This window comes from Enorma massiliensis phI, assembly GCF_000311845.1.
Taxonomy (GTDB): domain Bacteria; phylum Actinomycetota; class Coriobacteriia; order Coriobacteriales; family Coriobacteriaceae; genus Enorma; species Enorma massiliensis.
This window is the reverse complement of the sequence record NZ_HE978574.1, coordinates 335,324-351,742: the sequence shown is the minus strand read 5'-3', so window position 1 is coordinate 351,742 and position 16,419 is coordinate 335,324. Positions and strand designations below refer to the sequence as shown.

Here is a 16,419-nt window from a genome sequence, read left to right as displayed (position 1 = left end):
GGCGAGCGATGAGGGCGTTTTCCAAGGACATCCTGCGCACGATCGGCGGCAGCAAGAAACGCTATCTTTCCATCGTAGCGATTTGCGCGCTTGGCGCCACGATGCTCACCGGGCTCTCCATCGCCTGCCTCGACCTGCGCGAATCGGCCGAGGCGCTCTACGAACGCCAGCATCTCTACGATATCTCGGTGCAATCGACGCTCGGTCTCACCCAGGACGACGTCGATGAACTCGCCGGCATCGAAGGCGTCGCCGTGGCGGAGGGCGGCTACGAGATCGAAACCTACACCGACGTCGATGGCATCCGCTCGACCGTAATGCTCAAGACGCTGCTCAGCTCTGGCATCAACGAACCGTATGTGGTGGAGGGCTCGCTTCCCGACGCGCCGAACGAAATCGCGGTCACGGAAAACTACCTGCACGCGGCGAACAAATCGATCGGTGACACCGTGACCTTCGAGGATGCCGTTGCAGAAGACCCCACAGGACTTTCCGACCTCAACACGAGCGCAGACACCGGAAGCGAAGCGGATCCAGGCGAATCGGACGACGAGCAGGGCTCCGCCGACGACCCGCTCATTCCCGGCGGCACGTATACCATCGTTGGCGCGGTCATCGACCCAACCAATATCACGCAGCCTGAAGGCCCCATCGCGTTTCGCGCGAGCACCTCGAGCGATTACACGTTCTTCGTAGACGAAAGCGCCGTGGCCGATACAAGCTCCTATACCGTTGTCTACCTCACCGTTTCGGGAACCGAAGGGCTCTCCTCGTATTCGAGTGAATATGAGGCACGCGTGGACGAGGTCCAGAGCCGTGTTGAAGACCTGGCACCCCAGCGCGAGCGCGCACGCACCGAAGAGATCAAGTCGGATGCCCTTGACGAGATCGCTGTAAGCGAAGCCGACGCTCGCCAGCAGCTTGCCGATGCCGAGCGGGAGCTCATCGATGGGCAGGCAACGATTGACGAGAGCCTCGCCGATGCGCTCGCCGGGCAACAGGAACTCGACACGCAGCGTGCCAACGCCCTTAGCGAGCTGAACGACGCCCAGGCAACCATCGATGAGCAGCGCGCAGCAGCGCTTGACGGCATCGAGCAAGCACGCGAAGGCTTGGCGACGATCGACCAGACGCGCAGCGAGTTGAACGGGCAGCTCGACAGCCTCGATGCGCTTGCAGACACGAAATATCAAGCAGAAGCAGGCGCGGCCGAAGCCAAGCAGCGAGGCGACGAGCTCGTGAGCAGGCTCAGCAACGACCAAATCGCCGCCAGCGCCGAGCTGGCCGCGACCTGGAACACGCTCTCCTCCTGGACAGGAACGGAAGAGCCCGTTGCCGAGGAGCAGGCCTTCATCAATGCCGTCGACGCCTACGCTAGCGAGGTCTCGCAACTGCTCAGTCTTGCACGACTCGGCCAGCAAATTATGGAGGCCCAGTACGCGCCCGAGCTTGTACGCCGCACCGAGATCGATGAGCGCCTACAAGAGATTGCGGCACGCGCCGGCGAGATCTCCGACCGCCAAGCGGCTATCGATGAGCGCCTCGCCCAAATTGAAGCCGAACTAGCATCACCCCCCGATGGCGACGCCCAGCGCACCGAGCTACTCGACGAGCAGACTACCCTGCAAGAAGAGCAGCAAACGCTCAGCGCCGAGCAGGAGACACTCGCCAACGAACAAACTACGATCACGCAGGAACGCGTGGCGATCACCGAAGCGCTCGTGCTTTCCTATGGCGACATAACCATTCACTACGACGACCTACCGAGCGTGATTGCGCAGCTTGAGCAGGCGCAAGAGCAACTGCAGCAACTCACCGCCGGGGGCGAAGAGAGCACAGTCGCCCAGCTCGCTCAGGGCATGGGCCAAGCTGCCTCCGGCCTCGCCCAAGTCAACGCGGCGATCGCACAAATCGACGGAGGCCTCGAGGGGGCCCGAGCCCAGATCAATGCCGGGCTCAAAGCGCTCGATGCAGCCGAGCGCGACGCCCGCGCCGGCCTCGCCACCGCGCAAAGCGGTCTCGGGCTCCTCGATGCTGCGCAATCGGAGCTCGCCACACAACGTGCCTCAGCACTCGCCCAGCTTGCCGACGCTCAGCAGACCATCGACGAAGGCCTGTCCCAGCTTGCCGACGCCCAAGCCGAGCTTGACGAGGGCCGTGCCACCTTTGAGACAGAGCGCGCCGATGCCCTGCAGCAGATCGCCGACGCCCGCGCGCAAGTAGATGAGGTCGAGAGCGCCACCTGGTACGTGCAGGACCGCAGCGCCCTCGGCAGCTTCTCGAGCGTCGATTCCGATGCATCATCCATCGAGGCCATTGCCCGCATCATCCCGGTCATCTTCTTCGTTGTAGCCATTCTTGTGAGCCTCACCACGGCGACGCGCATGGTAGAAGAGGAGCGCGGGCTCGTTGGCCTCTACAAGGCGCTCGGCTACTCGAACGCGCGCATCCTCTCCAAGTACCTCATCTATACGGGTTCCGCGGCGCTCATCGGCGGCATCATCGGCGATATCGCTGGGTTTGTGGTCATCCCCTACGTGCTGTTCTATATCTTCCAGGCCATGTACCTGCTGCCCCTCTTCAGCCTGCACTTCGACCTGTTCTACGCCGTCCTTGGCATCGTGGCGTTCGTGGCAGGCATCGCGGGGGCGACGTTCATCACCTGCCGCAAGGACCTCACCGAATCGCCCGCGTCGCTCATGCGCCCACGCGCGCCGCGAGCGGGATCGCGCATTTTCCTCGAGCATATCCGCCCGCTTTGGCGGCGCCTCGGGTTCCTCAACAAAGTGACCGCGCGCAACCTCTTCCGCTATAAGAAGCGCCTCGCCATGACCATCTTCGGCATCATGGGCTGTACGGCGCTCCTCATCTGCGGCTTCTCGATTAAGAACACCGTCGAGTCGCTTGCACCGCGCCAGTACGAGCAAATCTACCGCTACGACCTCATGGCGGTCACCTCGGCCGACGACTTCGAGGCGGCGCGCAACGTGCTCGAAGGCGCGGATGAGGTCACGGACCTCGAAGCCATTGGCGTAGACACCATCACCGTCGAGTACGAAGGCGGCAAGGAGAGCATGCAGCTCTACATCATCCCAAGCGGCATGCAAATCAGCGATTACGTGTCGCTGCAAACGCTTGAGGGCGGCCCCATCAGCCTCGACGACACTGGCGTTGTTATAACCAACAACGCTGCGACGGTGCTCGGCCTAAGCGCGGGCGACACAGCGAGCATCACCACGAGCGCCCTCAACAAGGCCGAGGTAACGGTCGAGTCCATCACCCGCAATTACCTGGGTAATGCCATCTATATGACCGAAGACGCCTATGAGGAGCTCTTCGGTACGCTCGAGTTCAACGGTTTCTTCGCGCACCTTACCGGCGGCGACACCGAGCAGCGCGCGTTCGCCGACGAACTCGAGGGTGATGACATCTTCCTGAGCATCACGAGCGTGGCCAAGATGCGCGAGCAATTCGAGCAGAGCTTCACGCTGATCAACGTGGTCGTTTACGTTGTCATCGGTCTGGCAGCCGGTCTCGCCTTCGTAGTTCTGTTCACCCTCTCCACGGTGAACATCGGCGAGCGCGAGCGTGAGATTGCCACCATCAAGGTGCTCGGCTTCCGGGCGGGCGAGGTGCGCACGTACATCAACAAAGAGACGCTTGTGCTCACAAGCCTCGGCATCCTGGTTGGCCTGCCCGCCGGTTGGGCGCTTTCCGAGAGCTTCACGTACATCCTCAAGATGCCGTCGATCTTCTTTGACGTGGTGGTGGACCCGTGGTGCTACGCGCTCGCAGCGGCGTTCTCCATCGTGTTCGCGCTCGCCGTAAGCCTCATCACCAACCGCATGCTCGCCCGCATCGATATGGTCGAGGCGCTCAAGAGCCCGGAGTAAGCGGAGTAAGGTGTGCTGGGCAACGGCGCGGGGTACGAGCCGGCATACGGGCCGCTCCTTCATACAACACACGATAGCCTCTGAGACAGTTTGACCTGGCACAGTTGTCTCACTCTGAGACAGTTTGACCCGGCACAGTCGTCTCACTCTGAGACAGTTTGACCCGGCACAGTTGTCTCACAGCTGCCTCAGAGCGGCTGCGGGGCACCGGGATAGCAGCTCATCGCGCCGCAGGAAAGGGGCGCCCCGCGGAGCCTTTCAACTTTTGGGCACTTCCAGCGCGGCCTCCCGTATATAGGAGCATATGGCGATATCGTTTCCGCAGGTAGACGGGCACCATCTATCGCGGATACTCGGCCCGCCCTCGTTGAAGTGCCCAAAAGTTGAAAAGGCATTCGCCCTACACCGAGCGCGGGGGCATACCGACGTCCCAGCAGGCGTTCGGACGGCCTTCATGCAGCTAGCCGATCAGGAGCCTCAGGATCTGCACGGCGTTGGTCGCGGCGCCCTTGCGAATCTGATCGCCGCAGCACCAGAAGGTGATACCGCGGTTGGGCTCGGGGTTCGAGATATCGCGGCGCACACGGCCCACCCAGATAAGGTCCTGGTCAGAGGTATCGATGGGCATGGGGAAGCGGTCGTGCGCGTTCTCGGCCTCGCGGTCGTCCACGAGCTTCACACCCGGTGCGGCGGCAAGCGCCTCGCGCGCCTCCTCGAGCGTGATATCGCGCTCGAATTCAAGCGTGATGCTCTCGGAATGCGAGCGCAGCACCGGCACGCGAACGCAGGTGCAGTTCACGCGGAGCTCCGGCAGGTGCATGATCTTTCGACCCTCGTTCTGGAGCTTCATCTCCTCCGAGGTGTAGCCTTCTTCCTTGAAACCGCCAATCTGCGGAATGAGGTTGCTCACCAGCTGCGCCGCGAACGCGCGGGGCTCGGGCAGCTCTTCCCCGCGGCCAAGCGCCGCCATCTGCGCCTCGAGCTCCGCCATGCCGGGAGCACCGGCGCCGCTCGCAGCCTGGTACGTCGACACGACCATGCGCGTCACGCCCGCGAGCTGGTGAAGCGGCCACGTGGGCACGAGCCCGATGATGGTCGCGCAGTTGGGATTTGCGATGATGCCCTTGTGCCAGGCAACATCGGCGCCGTTGATCTCGGGCACCACGAGCGGCACCTCGGGGTCCATGCGGAAGGCATGGCTGTTATCCACCACCACAGCACCGGCCTTCACGGCCTCGGGCAGCAGCTCTTTGGCAATGGCGTCGTCCGCCGCGCCGAGCACGAAGTCGCAGCCCTCGAACGCCTCGGGGCACGCCTCTTGGATGGTGACGGTTGCCCCACGGAACTCCACCGTCTTGCCCGCGCTGCGCGCACTTGCCAGCAGACGCAACTCGCCAACAGGAATCTCCTGCTCGTCGAGGCACTGGAGCATCTGCGTGCCCACCGCGCCCGTCGCACCCAAGATGGCGATCGTGTACTGCTTCATGAGTTCCTCCCGTTGTGCCCGCGCCAGCAGCTCGCGCGCCCTGCGCAGGCTCGCGGTGCCATGTTTTGCCGCTATGTTTCGCCGCTGCGTTTGTCCAGTTAAGCGAGTGTACCGTGCCCATGTTTCCATTTAGAAAACAAGCACAGGTACTCGCGAGAGAAAAATCCAGAGAACGAGCGCGGCAGCCTGCTCTCTGTCCATAAACCGTTCACAAACGTGCTGAGTGTGGCGAGTCGACCACACTCGTCACGTTTGCGAACGATATTCGGCACGTTTGTGAACGATTCTGCGCGTTGCCTGCCAAAAAAAGCATCCAGCCGGGCCGGGCTCTCCGCTTCGAGAACATCCAGCCCGGCTGGGTAGCACCAACTCGTGAGGATTCCGGAACAGGTGGGTCGCAAACGCCCGCGCCCCATGCAGCGCCCGGGCCTAGCGATTCGCGAGCACCGCCGCCTCGGCGCGGGCCTCTTCCTCGGCCCGCTTGAGGTCCGAGAGCTCCAGCAGGTGGTCGCCATCGGAAAACGCCCGGTAAATAGCGCGAATGGCCCGCTCGAAATCGTCGTCGCGCACGCCCACGATGATGTTGATCTCGTCGGAGCCCTGCGCGATCATGCGGATGGAGATTCCCTCCTGGCCAAGCGCCGCAAACAGGCTGCCCGACACACCCGGACGGCCAATCATGTTGCGGCCCACCGTGGAGATGAGTGCGAGGTTGTCCACGACCTTGATGCTATCGGGCGTGGCCTCGGTCTTGATGTCGGCCACGATCGACCAGAGCGAGTCCTTCACATCCGAGCCCTGCACCACCACGGCAAACGAATCGATGCCCGAGGGAATGTGCTCGATCGACACGCGATAGCGCTCGAAGATCGAGAGCACGCGGCGCAGATAGCCGACCTCGTTGGACATGTGGTCCTTGAAGATGTGCACCGCTACAAAGTTCCGCTTGCCCGTTACACCCGTGATGATGGGCTCGTCGGAAACGAAGTCCTCGCGGTCGGAGATGATCGTTCCGGGGTCGAGCGGGCGGTTGGTGTTCTTCACCGCGATGGGAATGCCCGCCTCCATGACGGGGAATACGGCCTCCTCGTGCAGGACGCTCGCACCCATGTACGAAAGCTCGCGCATCTCCTGGTACGTGATGCGGCCGATGGGCTGGGGATGCTCGACGATGCGCGGGTCGGCGGAGAGAAAGCCGGAGACATCGGTCCAGTTCTCATACAGATCGGCATCCAGGCACTTGGCAAGAATCGAGCCCGAGATATCGCCGCCACCGCGATCGAGCAGCTTGATCTGCCCCTCACGCGTGGCGCCGTAGAAGCCCGGCATCACGAAGCCGCCCGGAATGCCCCGTTCCTGGATGAGCGCGTGCGTGCGGGTCATGGAAAGCGAGCCGTCGTGGTGGAAGGCAACGACGTCGGCGGCGTCGAGGAACGGCAGGCCCAGGTATTCGGCCATCAGCTGGGCGGTAAAGTACTCGCCGCGGCTCACGAGCTCCTCAGTCGTAAGCTCCCCGGCACGAGCCCGCTCGGCAAAGGCCGCAAATTCCTCGTGAATGGGATAGTTGAGCCCCAGCTCTTCGGCGATATCGAAATAGCGCTTGCCGATGTCTTCGAGCAGATCGTCGCACGACACGTGGTAGCGCACGTGCGCGGCCACAAGATACAGCAGGTCGGTGACCTTGGCATCGGACTTGTAGCGGCGCCCGCAAGCGGAAACCACCACGAAACGGCGGGAAGGATCGGCGTCGACGATCTTCTTGATCTGGCGGAAATGCTTGGCGTCGGCTACCGACGAGCCTCCGAACTTGGCAATCTTAATCATAACGAAGAGGTTACCTTTCTGACCCAGCCACCGGACGCATATGCGCTCTGATACCATGAGCGTATTGCTAACACCGGGGCCTACGAGGAGCTTCACATGAATTCGTATCATAGTACACGTTCACGTGCGGTGTCGTGCACAGCTAAGGAAGCGATTCGCACAGGAATCGCACCAGACGGCGGGCTTTTCGTCTCGGACGCGCTCGGTTCGGAAAAACTCGACGTAACAGGCCTTACCGAGCAGTCCTATGCAGACATTGCGAACTCGGTGCTCCAATTGTTACTACCTGATTACACAGCGGATGAAATCGCCGCGTGCGTGCATGAAGCGTACGATGGCACCTTCGCCTCGGCCGAAGTCACCCCCCTCGTGCCCCTTGTTGGCCATGAGGCCGAAGAGGACGGCCAGCCCTTCGTGCTTGAGCTCTTCCACGGCCCCACGAGCGCCTTCAAGGACGTGGCCTTGCAGATGCTGCCGCGCCTCATGGCGCGGACGGGAAGTGCCTCGGATACTCCGGCAGAGAGCATCATGATCGTAACCGCCACCTCGGGCGACACGGGCAAGGCCGCGCTCGCCGGTTTTGCGGACGCTCCCGGCACAGGCATCACCGTCTTCTACCCCGAGGGCAAGGTGAGCCGCGTTCAGGAGCTCCAGATGACCACCCAAACGGGCGATAACGTCTCGGTGTGCGGCGTGCGCGGCAACTTCGACGACGCCCAGAGCGCCGTCAAGCGTATCTTCGCCGACCGCGAGCTTGCAGAGCGCCTGGCCGAGCGCGGCGTGGTGCTCAGCAGCGCTAACTCCATCAACGTTGGGCGCCTAGTGCCGCAGGTTGTCTACTACTTCGCCGCATACGCGCAGCTTCTGCGCGCCGGTGCCATCGAGGCGGGCGACGAGGTCGAGTTCTGCGTGCCCACGGGCAACTTCGGCGACGTGCTCGCCGGCTACTACGCCAAGCTCCTGGGCCTGCCCGTTGCCAAGCTCATCGTGGCGAGCGATAAGAACAACGTGCTCTACGACTTCCTCACCACCGGCGTCTACGACCGCAAGCGCCCGTTCTTCACCACCATCTCGCCGAGCATGGACATCCTCATCTCCAGCAACCTCGAGCGCATGCTCTACTACCTGAGCGACGGCGACTGCGAGCTCGTGGCCTCGCTCATGGAGCAGCTTGCCCATGAGGGCCGCTACGAGGTGCCCGCCGAGCTCCTCGCCCGCATCCAAGAGGTGTTCGCCTGCGGCTGGGCAGATGAGGACAAGGTCCGCGCGGCCATCGGCTCCTGCTGGCGCGACCACCGCTACGTGATCGACCCGCACACCGCGTGCGGCTACCACGTCTTGGAGCAGGTTCCCGCCGCGTCCGCGGCCCGCGCCCGCGTGCTGCTTTCGACCGCGAGCCCGTACAAGTTCCCGCGCGCCGTGGCCGAATCGCTCGGGCTCGACGTGCCCGCGGACGATTTCGCCTGCATGGAGGTCCTGGCTAAGGCGACCGGCACCACCCCGCCTATGCAGCTCGCCACCCTGCAACAAGCCGCCGTGCTGCACGACGACGTGGTGGATGTGGACGGCATGGCCTCCTATGTCGAGCACGCCTGCCATGCAAAATTAGGACAGAGGTAATTTCGCATGATCAAAGTTACCGTTCCCGCAACGAGCGCAAACCTCGGTATTGGCTACGACACGCTCGGCATGGCGGTCTCGCTCTATTCCCACTTCACCTTCGACCATGCCGATACGCTCACGATCACCGGCTGCCCGGAAGAGTTCCAAAACCGCGACAACATGGTCTACGTGGCCTTTGAACAGGCACTTGAGCAGTGGGGTATGGAGCCCTTCCCCATCTCTATTGACATCCAGACCGAGATTCCCGTTGCCCGCGGCCTTGGTTCCAGCTCGACGTGCGTGGTCGCGGGCATCATGGGCGCGGCTGCGCTCACGCGCCGCACCGTGACGCGCGAGGAGCTCGTCGCCATGGCGACCGCGCTCGAAGGGCACCCCGATAACGTTGCGCCTGCGCTCCTTGGCGCCGCCGTGTGCTCGTTCACCCCCGAGGGCGAGCTGCCGCGCTGCCTTCGTTACAACGTGAGCGAACGGCTGCGGTTCATCACCATCATCCCGCCTTACGAGGTGCATACAAGCGAGGCGCGCAAGGTTGTTCCGCAGGAGGTGCCGCTCAGCACGGCCGTGTGGCAGATGGGCCGCATCGCGGGACTCACGCGGGGGCTCGAAACCGGCGACACCGAGCTTATCGCCGCCGCCAACGACGACCGCCTGCAGGAGCCGTACCGCCGCAAGCTCATTCCCGACTACGATGCGATCCGCGCCACCTGCCTTGAGGGCGGGGCGAAGACCATCTGGATCAGTGGTTCGGGCTCCACGCTCATGGCAGTGACCGACGACACCATTGTGGCGAAGTTTTTGCAGGTGCGCCTGCGCGAGCAGTTCCCCACGTGCGAGACGCACATCCTCACCTGCGACACCCAGGGCGCGCAGATTGAGTACCTGTAGCGAGCGTGAGCGGCATGCCCTCCGGTGACAAACGTGGGCTCGCGGCCAAGCGCTTCAACACATTGCCTGCATGCCGCCTCTGCTAGGATGTGAGCATTACATCTGAACAGGAGCACCATGCAGAACGCCTCGTCCAAGCAAAAGAAGCCATCGCGACCGCAGAAGCGCGCGGGTAGCGCGGCGCAGGGCGCGTCGCGGCCGGGTAAGCACGGTACGGCGCACACCCCCAACATCGACCCCACGGGCCCCACGGCGCTCGGCCTCACACGAGCAGACTTCCTCCCCACCACGCGCGCCGACATGAAGGCCCGCGGCTGGGACCAATGCGACTTCGTCTACATCTGCGGCGACGCCTACGTGGATCATCCCAGCTTCGGGGCGGCCATCATCTGCCGACTGCTCGAGGCGCACGGGTACAAGGTGGGCTTCATCGCCCAGCCCGACTGGCGCGACCCCGCAAGCATCGCGGCGCTCGGCGAGCCGCGGCTTGCCTTCCTCGTCTCGGCGGGCAACATGGACTCCATGGTCAACCACTACAGCGTGAGCAAGCACCGCCGCCGCACCGACGCTTACACACCCGGCGGCCGCATGGGCGCGCGCCCCGACCATGCGACCATCGTGTACGGCAACCTCATCCGCCGCACCTTCAAGAACACGCCCATCATCTTGGGCGGCATTGAGGCGAGCCTGCGCCGCCTCGCCCACTACGACTACTGGCAGGATCGCCTGAAGCGCTCCGTCCTGCTCGATTCTGGCGCGGACCTTATCATCTACGGCATGGGGGAACGCCCCATCATCGAGCTCGCCGAAGCACTTGACGCAGGGCTGCCGATCGAGCAGATCACCTACATCGACGGAACCGTGTACCGCACCCGCTCGCTCGACGAGGTCTATGACGCCGTGGTGTTGCCCTCTTGGGACGAGCTCGAAGCAGACCCCCTCACCTACGCCCGCAGCTTTAACACGCAATATGAGAACATGGACCCGTTCAGCGGGAACCGGCTCGTTGAGCCCTACCCGCACAACGTCTTCGTGGTGCAGAACCCACCTGCGAAGCCGCTCGCCACCGAAGCGTTCGACGAGGCTTACGACCTCCCCTATACGCGAACGTACCATCCGGATTGCGAGGCGGCCGGCGGCGTTCCCGCGCTCGCCGAGGTAAAGATGTCGCTCATCTCCAACCGCGGCTGTTTCGGCGAATGCAGCTTCTGCGCGCTCACCTTTCACCAGGGGCGTATCGTACAGGCACGCAGCCACCGCTCGCTCTTAGCCGAGGCGCGGCGCATCACGCAGGATCCGGATTTCAAGGGATACATCAACGACGTGGGCGGCCCGACGGCGAACTTCCGCCAGCCCGCCTGCGCAAAACAGCTCACGCGCGGCGCCTGCGTGCACAAGCGCTGTCTCTGGCCCAAAGTGTGTCGCAGCATGAAGGTCGACCACAGCGACTACGTGCAGCTCCTGCGCGAGCTTCGCGCGTTGCCGGGCGTGAAGAAGGTCTTCGTGAGAAGCGGCATCCGTTTCGACTACGTTCTCGCGGACCCCGATCCCAACCAGACCTTCCTGCGTGAGCTCTGCGAGCACCACGTGTCAGGCCAGCTCAAGGTGGCACCCGAGCACGTGAGCGACGCCGTGCTTTCGGTGATGGGCAAGCCGAGCCGTGACGTCTACGACCGCTTCGTGGGCGAGTACCGCGCCATGAACCGTGAGCTTGGGCGCGACCAGTACTTGGTTCCCTACCTCATGAGCAGCCATCCGGGCAGCACGCTTCGCGAGGCTGTCGAGCTCGCTGAATACGTGCGCGACATGGGCTACATGCCCGAACAGGTGCAAGACTTCTATCCCACGCCGTCGACCATGTCTACCTGCATGTACTACACCGGCGTGGACCCGCGCACCATGAAACCGGTCTATGTACCGAAAACTGCGCACGAGAAAGCCCTGCAGCGGGCGCTCATCCAATACCGCAAGCCCGAGAACTACGAGCTTGTGCGCGAGGCCCTGCAGAAGGCTGGACGAACCGACCTCATCGGTTACGGGCCGAAATGCTTGATCGCGCCCGTCAAGGGACAGCGGCCGCATGGGCCGGGAAAGCGAGGGGGAAGCAAGCGCGGCTCCGGAACGAGCGGGCAGGCACAAGGCTCATCCAAGCAGGGCGGACACGATACGCGCACTCGAAGCGAGCGGCGCGGTTCCAGCAAGCAATCCCCATTCGCTCAACGGGGCAAGCGCGGTTCAAATGCTGTGGGCCGCAACCGTGCAGGCCAGGGACGCGAGGCTAACCGTGGCGGGCACCGCGGGTAGGTGGTGCTGAGCTATGCTCGCTCGCCAAAGCGGCGCCTCCTAAGCCTCTTATGGCACGGACCTCGGCCCCTCCACGGTACGGAATTGTTCTCATGAAAAAGTTCAAGGCTCGAGTCGGAAGGTTTTTCGCGAACCGCCAAGTAGACCAGCCTCTACGGGCAATAAAGCCGCAGGAAATGCGTACGAAAAAGCGGGTGTTACTCGAAGACTGCTAAAAAACCTTCCGATTCGAGCCTCGAACATATTTCTGCCGCCAAACGGGGGCCAAAACGGCTTCTCAGCGCAAACTGCGCAGCCTTTGCGCTTACAAACACGCCGCAGCGATGCGCTCCTTAAGCTTGTCTATGCCCAGGCCCGTCTCGGAACTCGTCACGATGATGTCTTCCGCAGGCACATTGAGCTGTTTGCGGATGGCGGCAAGCTGCTGGTTCTGCTTGCCACGGCTGAGCTTATCAGCCTTGGTGAGCGCCACCACGAAGGGGAACTCGCCTGCCTGCAAAAACTCAATCATCTGATGGTCGAGGGCACTCGGGTCATGACGGATGTCCACGAGCGAGACCACCAGGTTGAAGCTGCGATCAAGGTCAAAGAAGTCGCCGATCAAACGCGCCCAGCGCTCGCGCTCCGCCTTGGAGCGACGCGCAAAACCATATCCGGGGAGGTCAACGAAATGCACGCCGTCAGCCTCAAAGAAGTTTACATTGCTTGTCTTTCCTGGCGTGCTCGACACCTTGACCAGGCCCTTTCGGCCAAACAGCTTGTTCATAATTGACGACTTGCCCACGTTCGAGCGCCCCACGAAGCTCACCTCTGGGCAGGTCGACGGCGGAATCTGAGATGCCTTGCCGTAGCTCGCCACAAAATGGGCAAGCTGGTAGTTAATGGAATCGGCCATGGGAACTCCTATCGTGGTGAAAGCGTCCTCATTGCTTACGAGCAATTCGGCTATGCGATGCGACGAACGATTTCAAGAACGACGCTGCTTGCAGTCCGCGCGTAGTCTTCGAGTTCGAACGCGCGCTCGCAAAGCGCGTCGTACGACTCGTCGCAGTTATCTGAGATTGCGCGCAGTACCAAGCACGCGGCGCCATTCTTGGCTGCGATGTGCGCGACCGCGGCGCCCTCCATCTCGGCGCAATCCGCGCTGGTCTGAGCCACCACGGAGTCGCGCAGGTCGCCCGTAATGAACCGATCGCCCGTAGCGATCGTTCCACGCAGGTACCGAGGGGCATCGTCGCCAGGCGCAGCGGGGTTCACGGCAGCATCGACAAACCCCTTGTCACGCAACACGGCCTCGGCAGCATCGACCAGCGCGGGGTTCGAGGCGAATTCCTCCAAACCGGGAGCCGACTCGGCAATGAGCGAGGTGTCGGTGTCGAGATAGCGGAGGCGCTCGCCGATCACCACATCGTTGATATGAAGCGCTGGGTTAAGCCCTCCCGCAATGCCAGAGAAGATCACCGTACCCGCCCCGTAACGGCTCAGCAGGTGCTGCGTCGCTGCAGCGGCATTCACGGTGCCCATGCCCGCCGTGCAAGCCACCACCTGAACGCCTTCGAAGGTGCCGCGCGCAACGGTGAGACCCGCCTCTTCAACCATTGAACGCTCGGAAAGTGCATCGTAGATCTGCGATACCTCTTTCTCGAGCGCGCCGATAATTGCGATCGTTCCTGCCATAGTGCTCCGTCCCGCGCGGTGGGTGCCGCGCCTTTCCCGCGCGAACCGAGCCGCACCCGTTCGATATTCAGCAGCCCATGATAGCAGGCAGAATGTTACACACACCTGGCAAACGGTCGAAATTCATCGCTGAACGGCAATTAATCCGCCGAACCTTGACACCTTCGCCAGGCAGCGCCTCGCTGCTTATCGCTGGCGCCTTTGCGAGCACCATGAGCCGCCATGCCTATGCGTACGTGAATCCCTGCATCTTCTCATTGTTCATTCTTGGGCAAAATTGTGCCGTTAATCGCCTTTAATACCCCCACTTTTCGACACATTCTTGCCCAAGAATATTGACACAGCAGAAAGCTCTTGAGATTAGCCGCAACGCAGACATCAACTAATTCGTTCTGCATGAGGCGAGGGGCTCTGCCATGGCAGGACCCCCATGTGCTACCGCATACCGCCGGTGGCTCCGAAGACCTCGCCGGAAACACCCTTGTCGTCGCCGAGGGATTTCCACAGCAGGCCCGCGTGCGCTTGGAAGTTAGGCATATCAGAACAAAGCAGCAGGAACACGACCTCGATAACGAAGTTCATGGAGTTATGCGAGAACGGAAGGTCGCTGTTAAGCATCTTATCGCGCGTCGCGGTCTGCAGAACGCAGGCCGCACGGCGCGCAAGCGGCGAGTCCGGCACATTGGTGATCACAATCGTAGGCGTCTGCGAATCGATGGCATTGTCCATCATATGGTTTAGCCGCTTAGAGTGACCGGATTTAGACATGAAAACAAGCACGTCTCGTTTGGTGAGCGACATGGACGAAAGCACCATGGCCTCGGTTGTAGGGGCACAATGCGAGCGAATGCCAAGCTGAGCGATAAGGAACGAAGCCGATAAAGCCGCCGGAATGGTGTTACCCACCGCTCCGAACACCACCGAATCGGCTTCCTCAATAAGGCGCACCGCATAGGTAAGATCTTGATCGCTAATGAGATTGAGCGTATCGAGCAGTTCGCGATTCTTTGCTAGGAGCACCGTCTCCATAGCAGCTCGCGGAGCATCGAGCGAAATGACGTTGCGCGGAACCTCATCGGGGTCGTGCGTGCCGTTATCGCGCTGCATCGCGCTTCGCAGCTCGGAAAAGCTCTCGTATCCCAAATGACGCACAAAGCGGGACACCGTGGCTGCCGACGTCTGGCTTCGTGCAGCAATCTCACGCGTGGTCAGCGAGGGCATTTCTCCTTGGTACGCCATGACAAAATCGGCGATGAGCTTCTCGGTGTCGCTCAGCCGGTCGTACAGCAAACAAATCTCGTTGATGACGCTTCCCTTACGCTGCATGATAACTCCCGGAACTTTGTCCTCTGCTCCCATGATAGCAATCTACGCTGCCATAGTGCGGCATTCCTTACGACTCCCCGCCGAACGGTCCTTGCCGCACGAATCTGCTCCATGCTTGAAGCCGCTGCAGAGCCGCTGGGCAGCCGCCAGCCCGGCAGGCCTCCGCCAGCCCGGCAGGCCTCCGCCAGCCCGGCAGGCCATTGCGGGCCACATGCCCGTTCCAAGCCGGGCGAGCCCCCACCCCGGCAGGTCGCCCGCCCCAGCAGGATATCGCAGGCCACAAGCCCGCTCCAAGCTGAACGGACCGCCCCACCCCGGCAGACCACCGCACACCGCGAAGCCGCCCCAAGCCCTGCCAAGATACAACTACCCGCGTGACAAGAAGAGGGCCCCATATGGGACCCTCTCCATAGATGATGCAGCGGCTAGGGAGCGAGGACGCGAAGTGCTCGGCCTACGCAACCCCAGGGGAGTGCGCGCTGCACGTATGAGCTAGTTGAGCTCCTGACGCCACTGGGGCATGACGGGATCGCGATAGTACTTCGCGGCGCCGACGCAGTTGAAGAGCTCCATCTTCTGCTTGATGACTGCCTTGCCGGCCTCGATGCACTCGGGGAAGAGGTTGTTCGGATCCCAGCCGGAGCCCTCCTGGGAGAGGATCTCGCGAGCCTTGGTGAAGAACGCGCTCTTGTAGTCGGAGGAGATGTTCACCTTCTGGATGCCCAGACGCACGGCCTCGGCGATCTCGCTGTCGGGGTTGCCCGAACCACCGTGGAGCACGAGCGGGATGTCAACGACCTTGGTGATCTCCTCGAGCACGTCCATGCGCAGCTTCGGGGTGACGCCCTTGGGATACAGGCCGTGGCAGGTGCCGATGGCGACGGCGAGCGTATCGACGCCGGTCTGCTCGACGAACTTCTTGGCATCCTCGGGGTTGGTGTAGATGACCTCGGTCATGCCGCCCTCGATGGAGGTGCCGGTGTCACCGATGGTGCCCAGCTCGCCCTCGACCGAGACGCCGACCATGTGGCAGTAGTTCACGACCTCGGCGGTCTTGGCGATGTTCTCCTCGAACGGAAGAGCAGAGCCGTCGATCATGACGGAGGTGAAGCCCACGTGCACGGCGCGCATGATGCTCTCGATGCTGTCGCCATGGTCCATGTGGATGACGAACGGAACCGGGCTGTTGCCAGCGCGGGCGATCATGTACTTGACGAAATCGTCCTTGCAGTAGGCGAGCTCGGTGGGGTGCACCGCGATGATCGCGGGGGCGTCGTTGGCCTCAGCGGCCTCGACCACGGTGCGGAACAGATTGCTCTCGGACACGTTGTAGGCGCCCACTGCGAAGTGCTTCTCCTTCGCGACGCTGAGCATCTGGTTCATGTTGATGAGCATAGTCTC

10 protein-coding genes are annotated in these 16,419 nt (G+C 62.5%); 4 read left to right on the top strand and 6 right to left on the bottom strand.

Annotated features, from left to right (window positions below; genetic code table 11):
- Nucleotides 1–8: 8 nt before the first annotated feature.
- The gene (locus tag HGEM_RS01420) at nucleotides 9–3,893 is read left to right on the top strand and encodes an FtsX-like permease family protein (RefSeq protein WP_019127616.1); all 3,885 of its coding nucleotides are present in this window, start codon (nucleotides 9–11) and stop codon (nucleotides 3,891–3,893) included.
- Between the two features lie 460 nt (nucleotides 3,894–4,353).
- Here HGEM_RS01420 and HGEM_RS01415 read toward each other — a convergent pair whose 3' ends face one another.
- A complete protein-coding gene (locus HGEM_RS01415) occupies nucleotides 4,354–5,379 on the bottom strand; it encodes an aspartate-semialdehyde dehydrogenase (protein WP_019127615.1) in 1,026 nt (341 codons plus the stop codon).
- 429 nt (nucleotides 5,380–5,808) lie between these two features.
- Nucleotides 5,809–7,203 (bottom strand): aspartate kinase, encoded by a 1,395-nt coding sequence (locus tag HGEM_RS01410; protein WP_019127614.1) that lies wholly within the window; start codon nucleotides 7,201–7,203, stop codon nucleotides 5,809–5,811.
- Between the two features lie 96 nt (nucleotides 7,204–7,299).
- Here HGEM_RS01410 and thrC point away from each other — a divergent pair, with 96 nt between their 5' ends.
- The 3 genes from thrC to HGEM_RS01395 all read left to right on the top strand — a co-directional run bounded on the left by thrC (nucleotide 7,300) and on the right by HGEM_RS01395 (nucleotide 12,015).
- A complete protein-coding gene (gene thrC / locus HGEM_RS01405) occupies nucleotides 7,300–8,823 on the top strand; it encodes a threonine synthase (RefSeq protein ID WP_019127613.1) in 1,524 nt (507 codons plus the stop codon).
- 6 nt (nucleotides 8,824–8,829) lie between these two features.
- Nucleotides 8,830–9,711, top strand: coding sequence for a homoserine kinase (gene thrB, locus HGEM_RS01400; protein ID WP_019127612.1), 882 nt, complete (start codon nucleotides 8,830–8,832; stop codon nucleotides 9,709–9,711).
- 117 nt (nucleotides 9,712–9,828) lie between these two features.
- On the top strand, nucleotides 9,829–12,015 hold the full coding sequence (locus HGEM_RS01395; RefSeq protein WP_019127611.1) for a YgiQ family radical SAM protein: 2,187 nt from the start codon (nucleotides 9,829–9,831) through the stop codon (nucleotides 12,013–12,015).
- Nucleotides 12,016–12,319: 304 nt separating this feature from the next.
- Here HGEM_RS01395 and yihA read toward each other — a convergent pair whose 3' ends face one another.
- The 4 genes from yihA to HGEM_RS01375 all read right to left on the bottom strand — a co-directional run bounded on the left by yihA (nucleotide 12,320) and on the right by HGEM_RS01375 (nucleotide 16,413).
- A complete protein-coding gene (gene yihA, locus HGEM_RS01390; RefSeq protein ID WP_019127610.1) occupies nucleotides 12,320–12,910 on the bottom strand; it encodes a ribosome biogenesis GTP-binding protein YihA/YsxC in 591 nt (196 codons plus the stop codon).
- 50 nt (nucleotides 12,911–12,960) lie between these two features.
- Complete coding sequence (gene mtnN / locus HGEM_RS01385; RefSeq protein ID WP_019127609.1) at nucleotides 12,961–13,692, bottom strand: 5'-methylthioadenosine/S-adenosylhomocysteine nucleosidase; 732 nt, start codon at nucleotides 13,690–13,692, stop codon at nucleotides 12,961–12,963.
- A 435-nt stretch (nucleotides 13,693–14,127) separates the two neighbouring features.
- Nucleotides 14,128–15,018, bottom strand: a complete 891-nt coding sequence (locus HGEM_RS01380; RefSeq protein WP_019127608.1) for a MurR/RpiR family transcriptional regulator — start codon at nucleotides 15,016–15,018, stop codon at nucleotides 14,128–14,130.
- A gap of 492 nt (nucleotides 15,019–15,510) precedes the next feature.
- On the bottom strand, nucleotides 15,511–16,413 hold the full coding sequence (locus tag HGEM_RS01375) for a ketose-bisphosphate aldolase (RefSeq protein ID WP_019127607.1): 903 nt from the start codon (nucleotides 16,411–16,413) through the stop codon (nucleotides 15,511–15,513).
- Nucleotides 16,414–16,419: the final 6 nt, after the last annotated feature.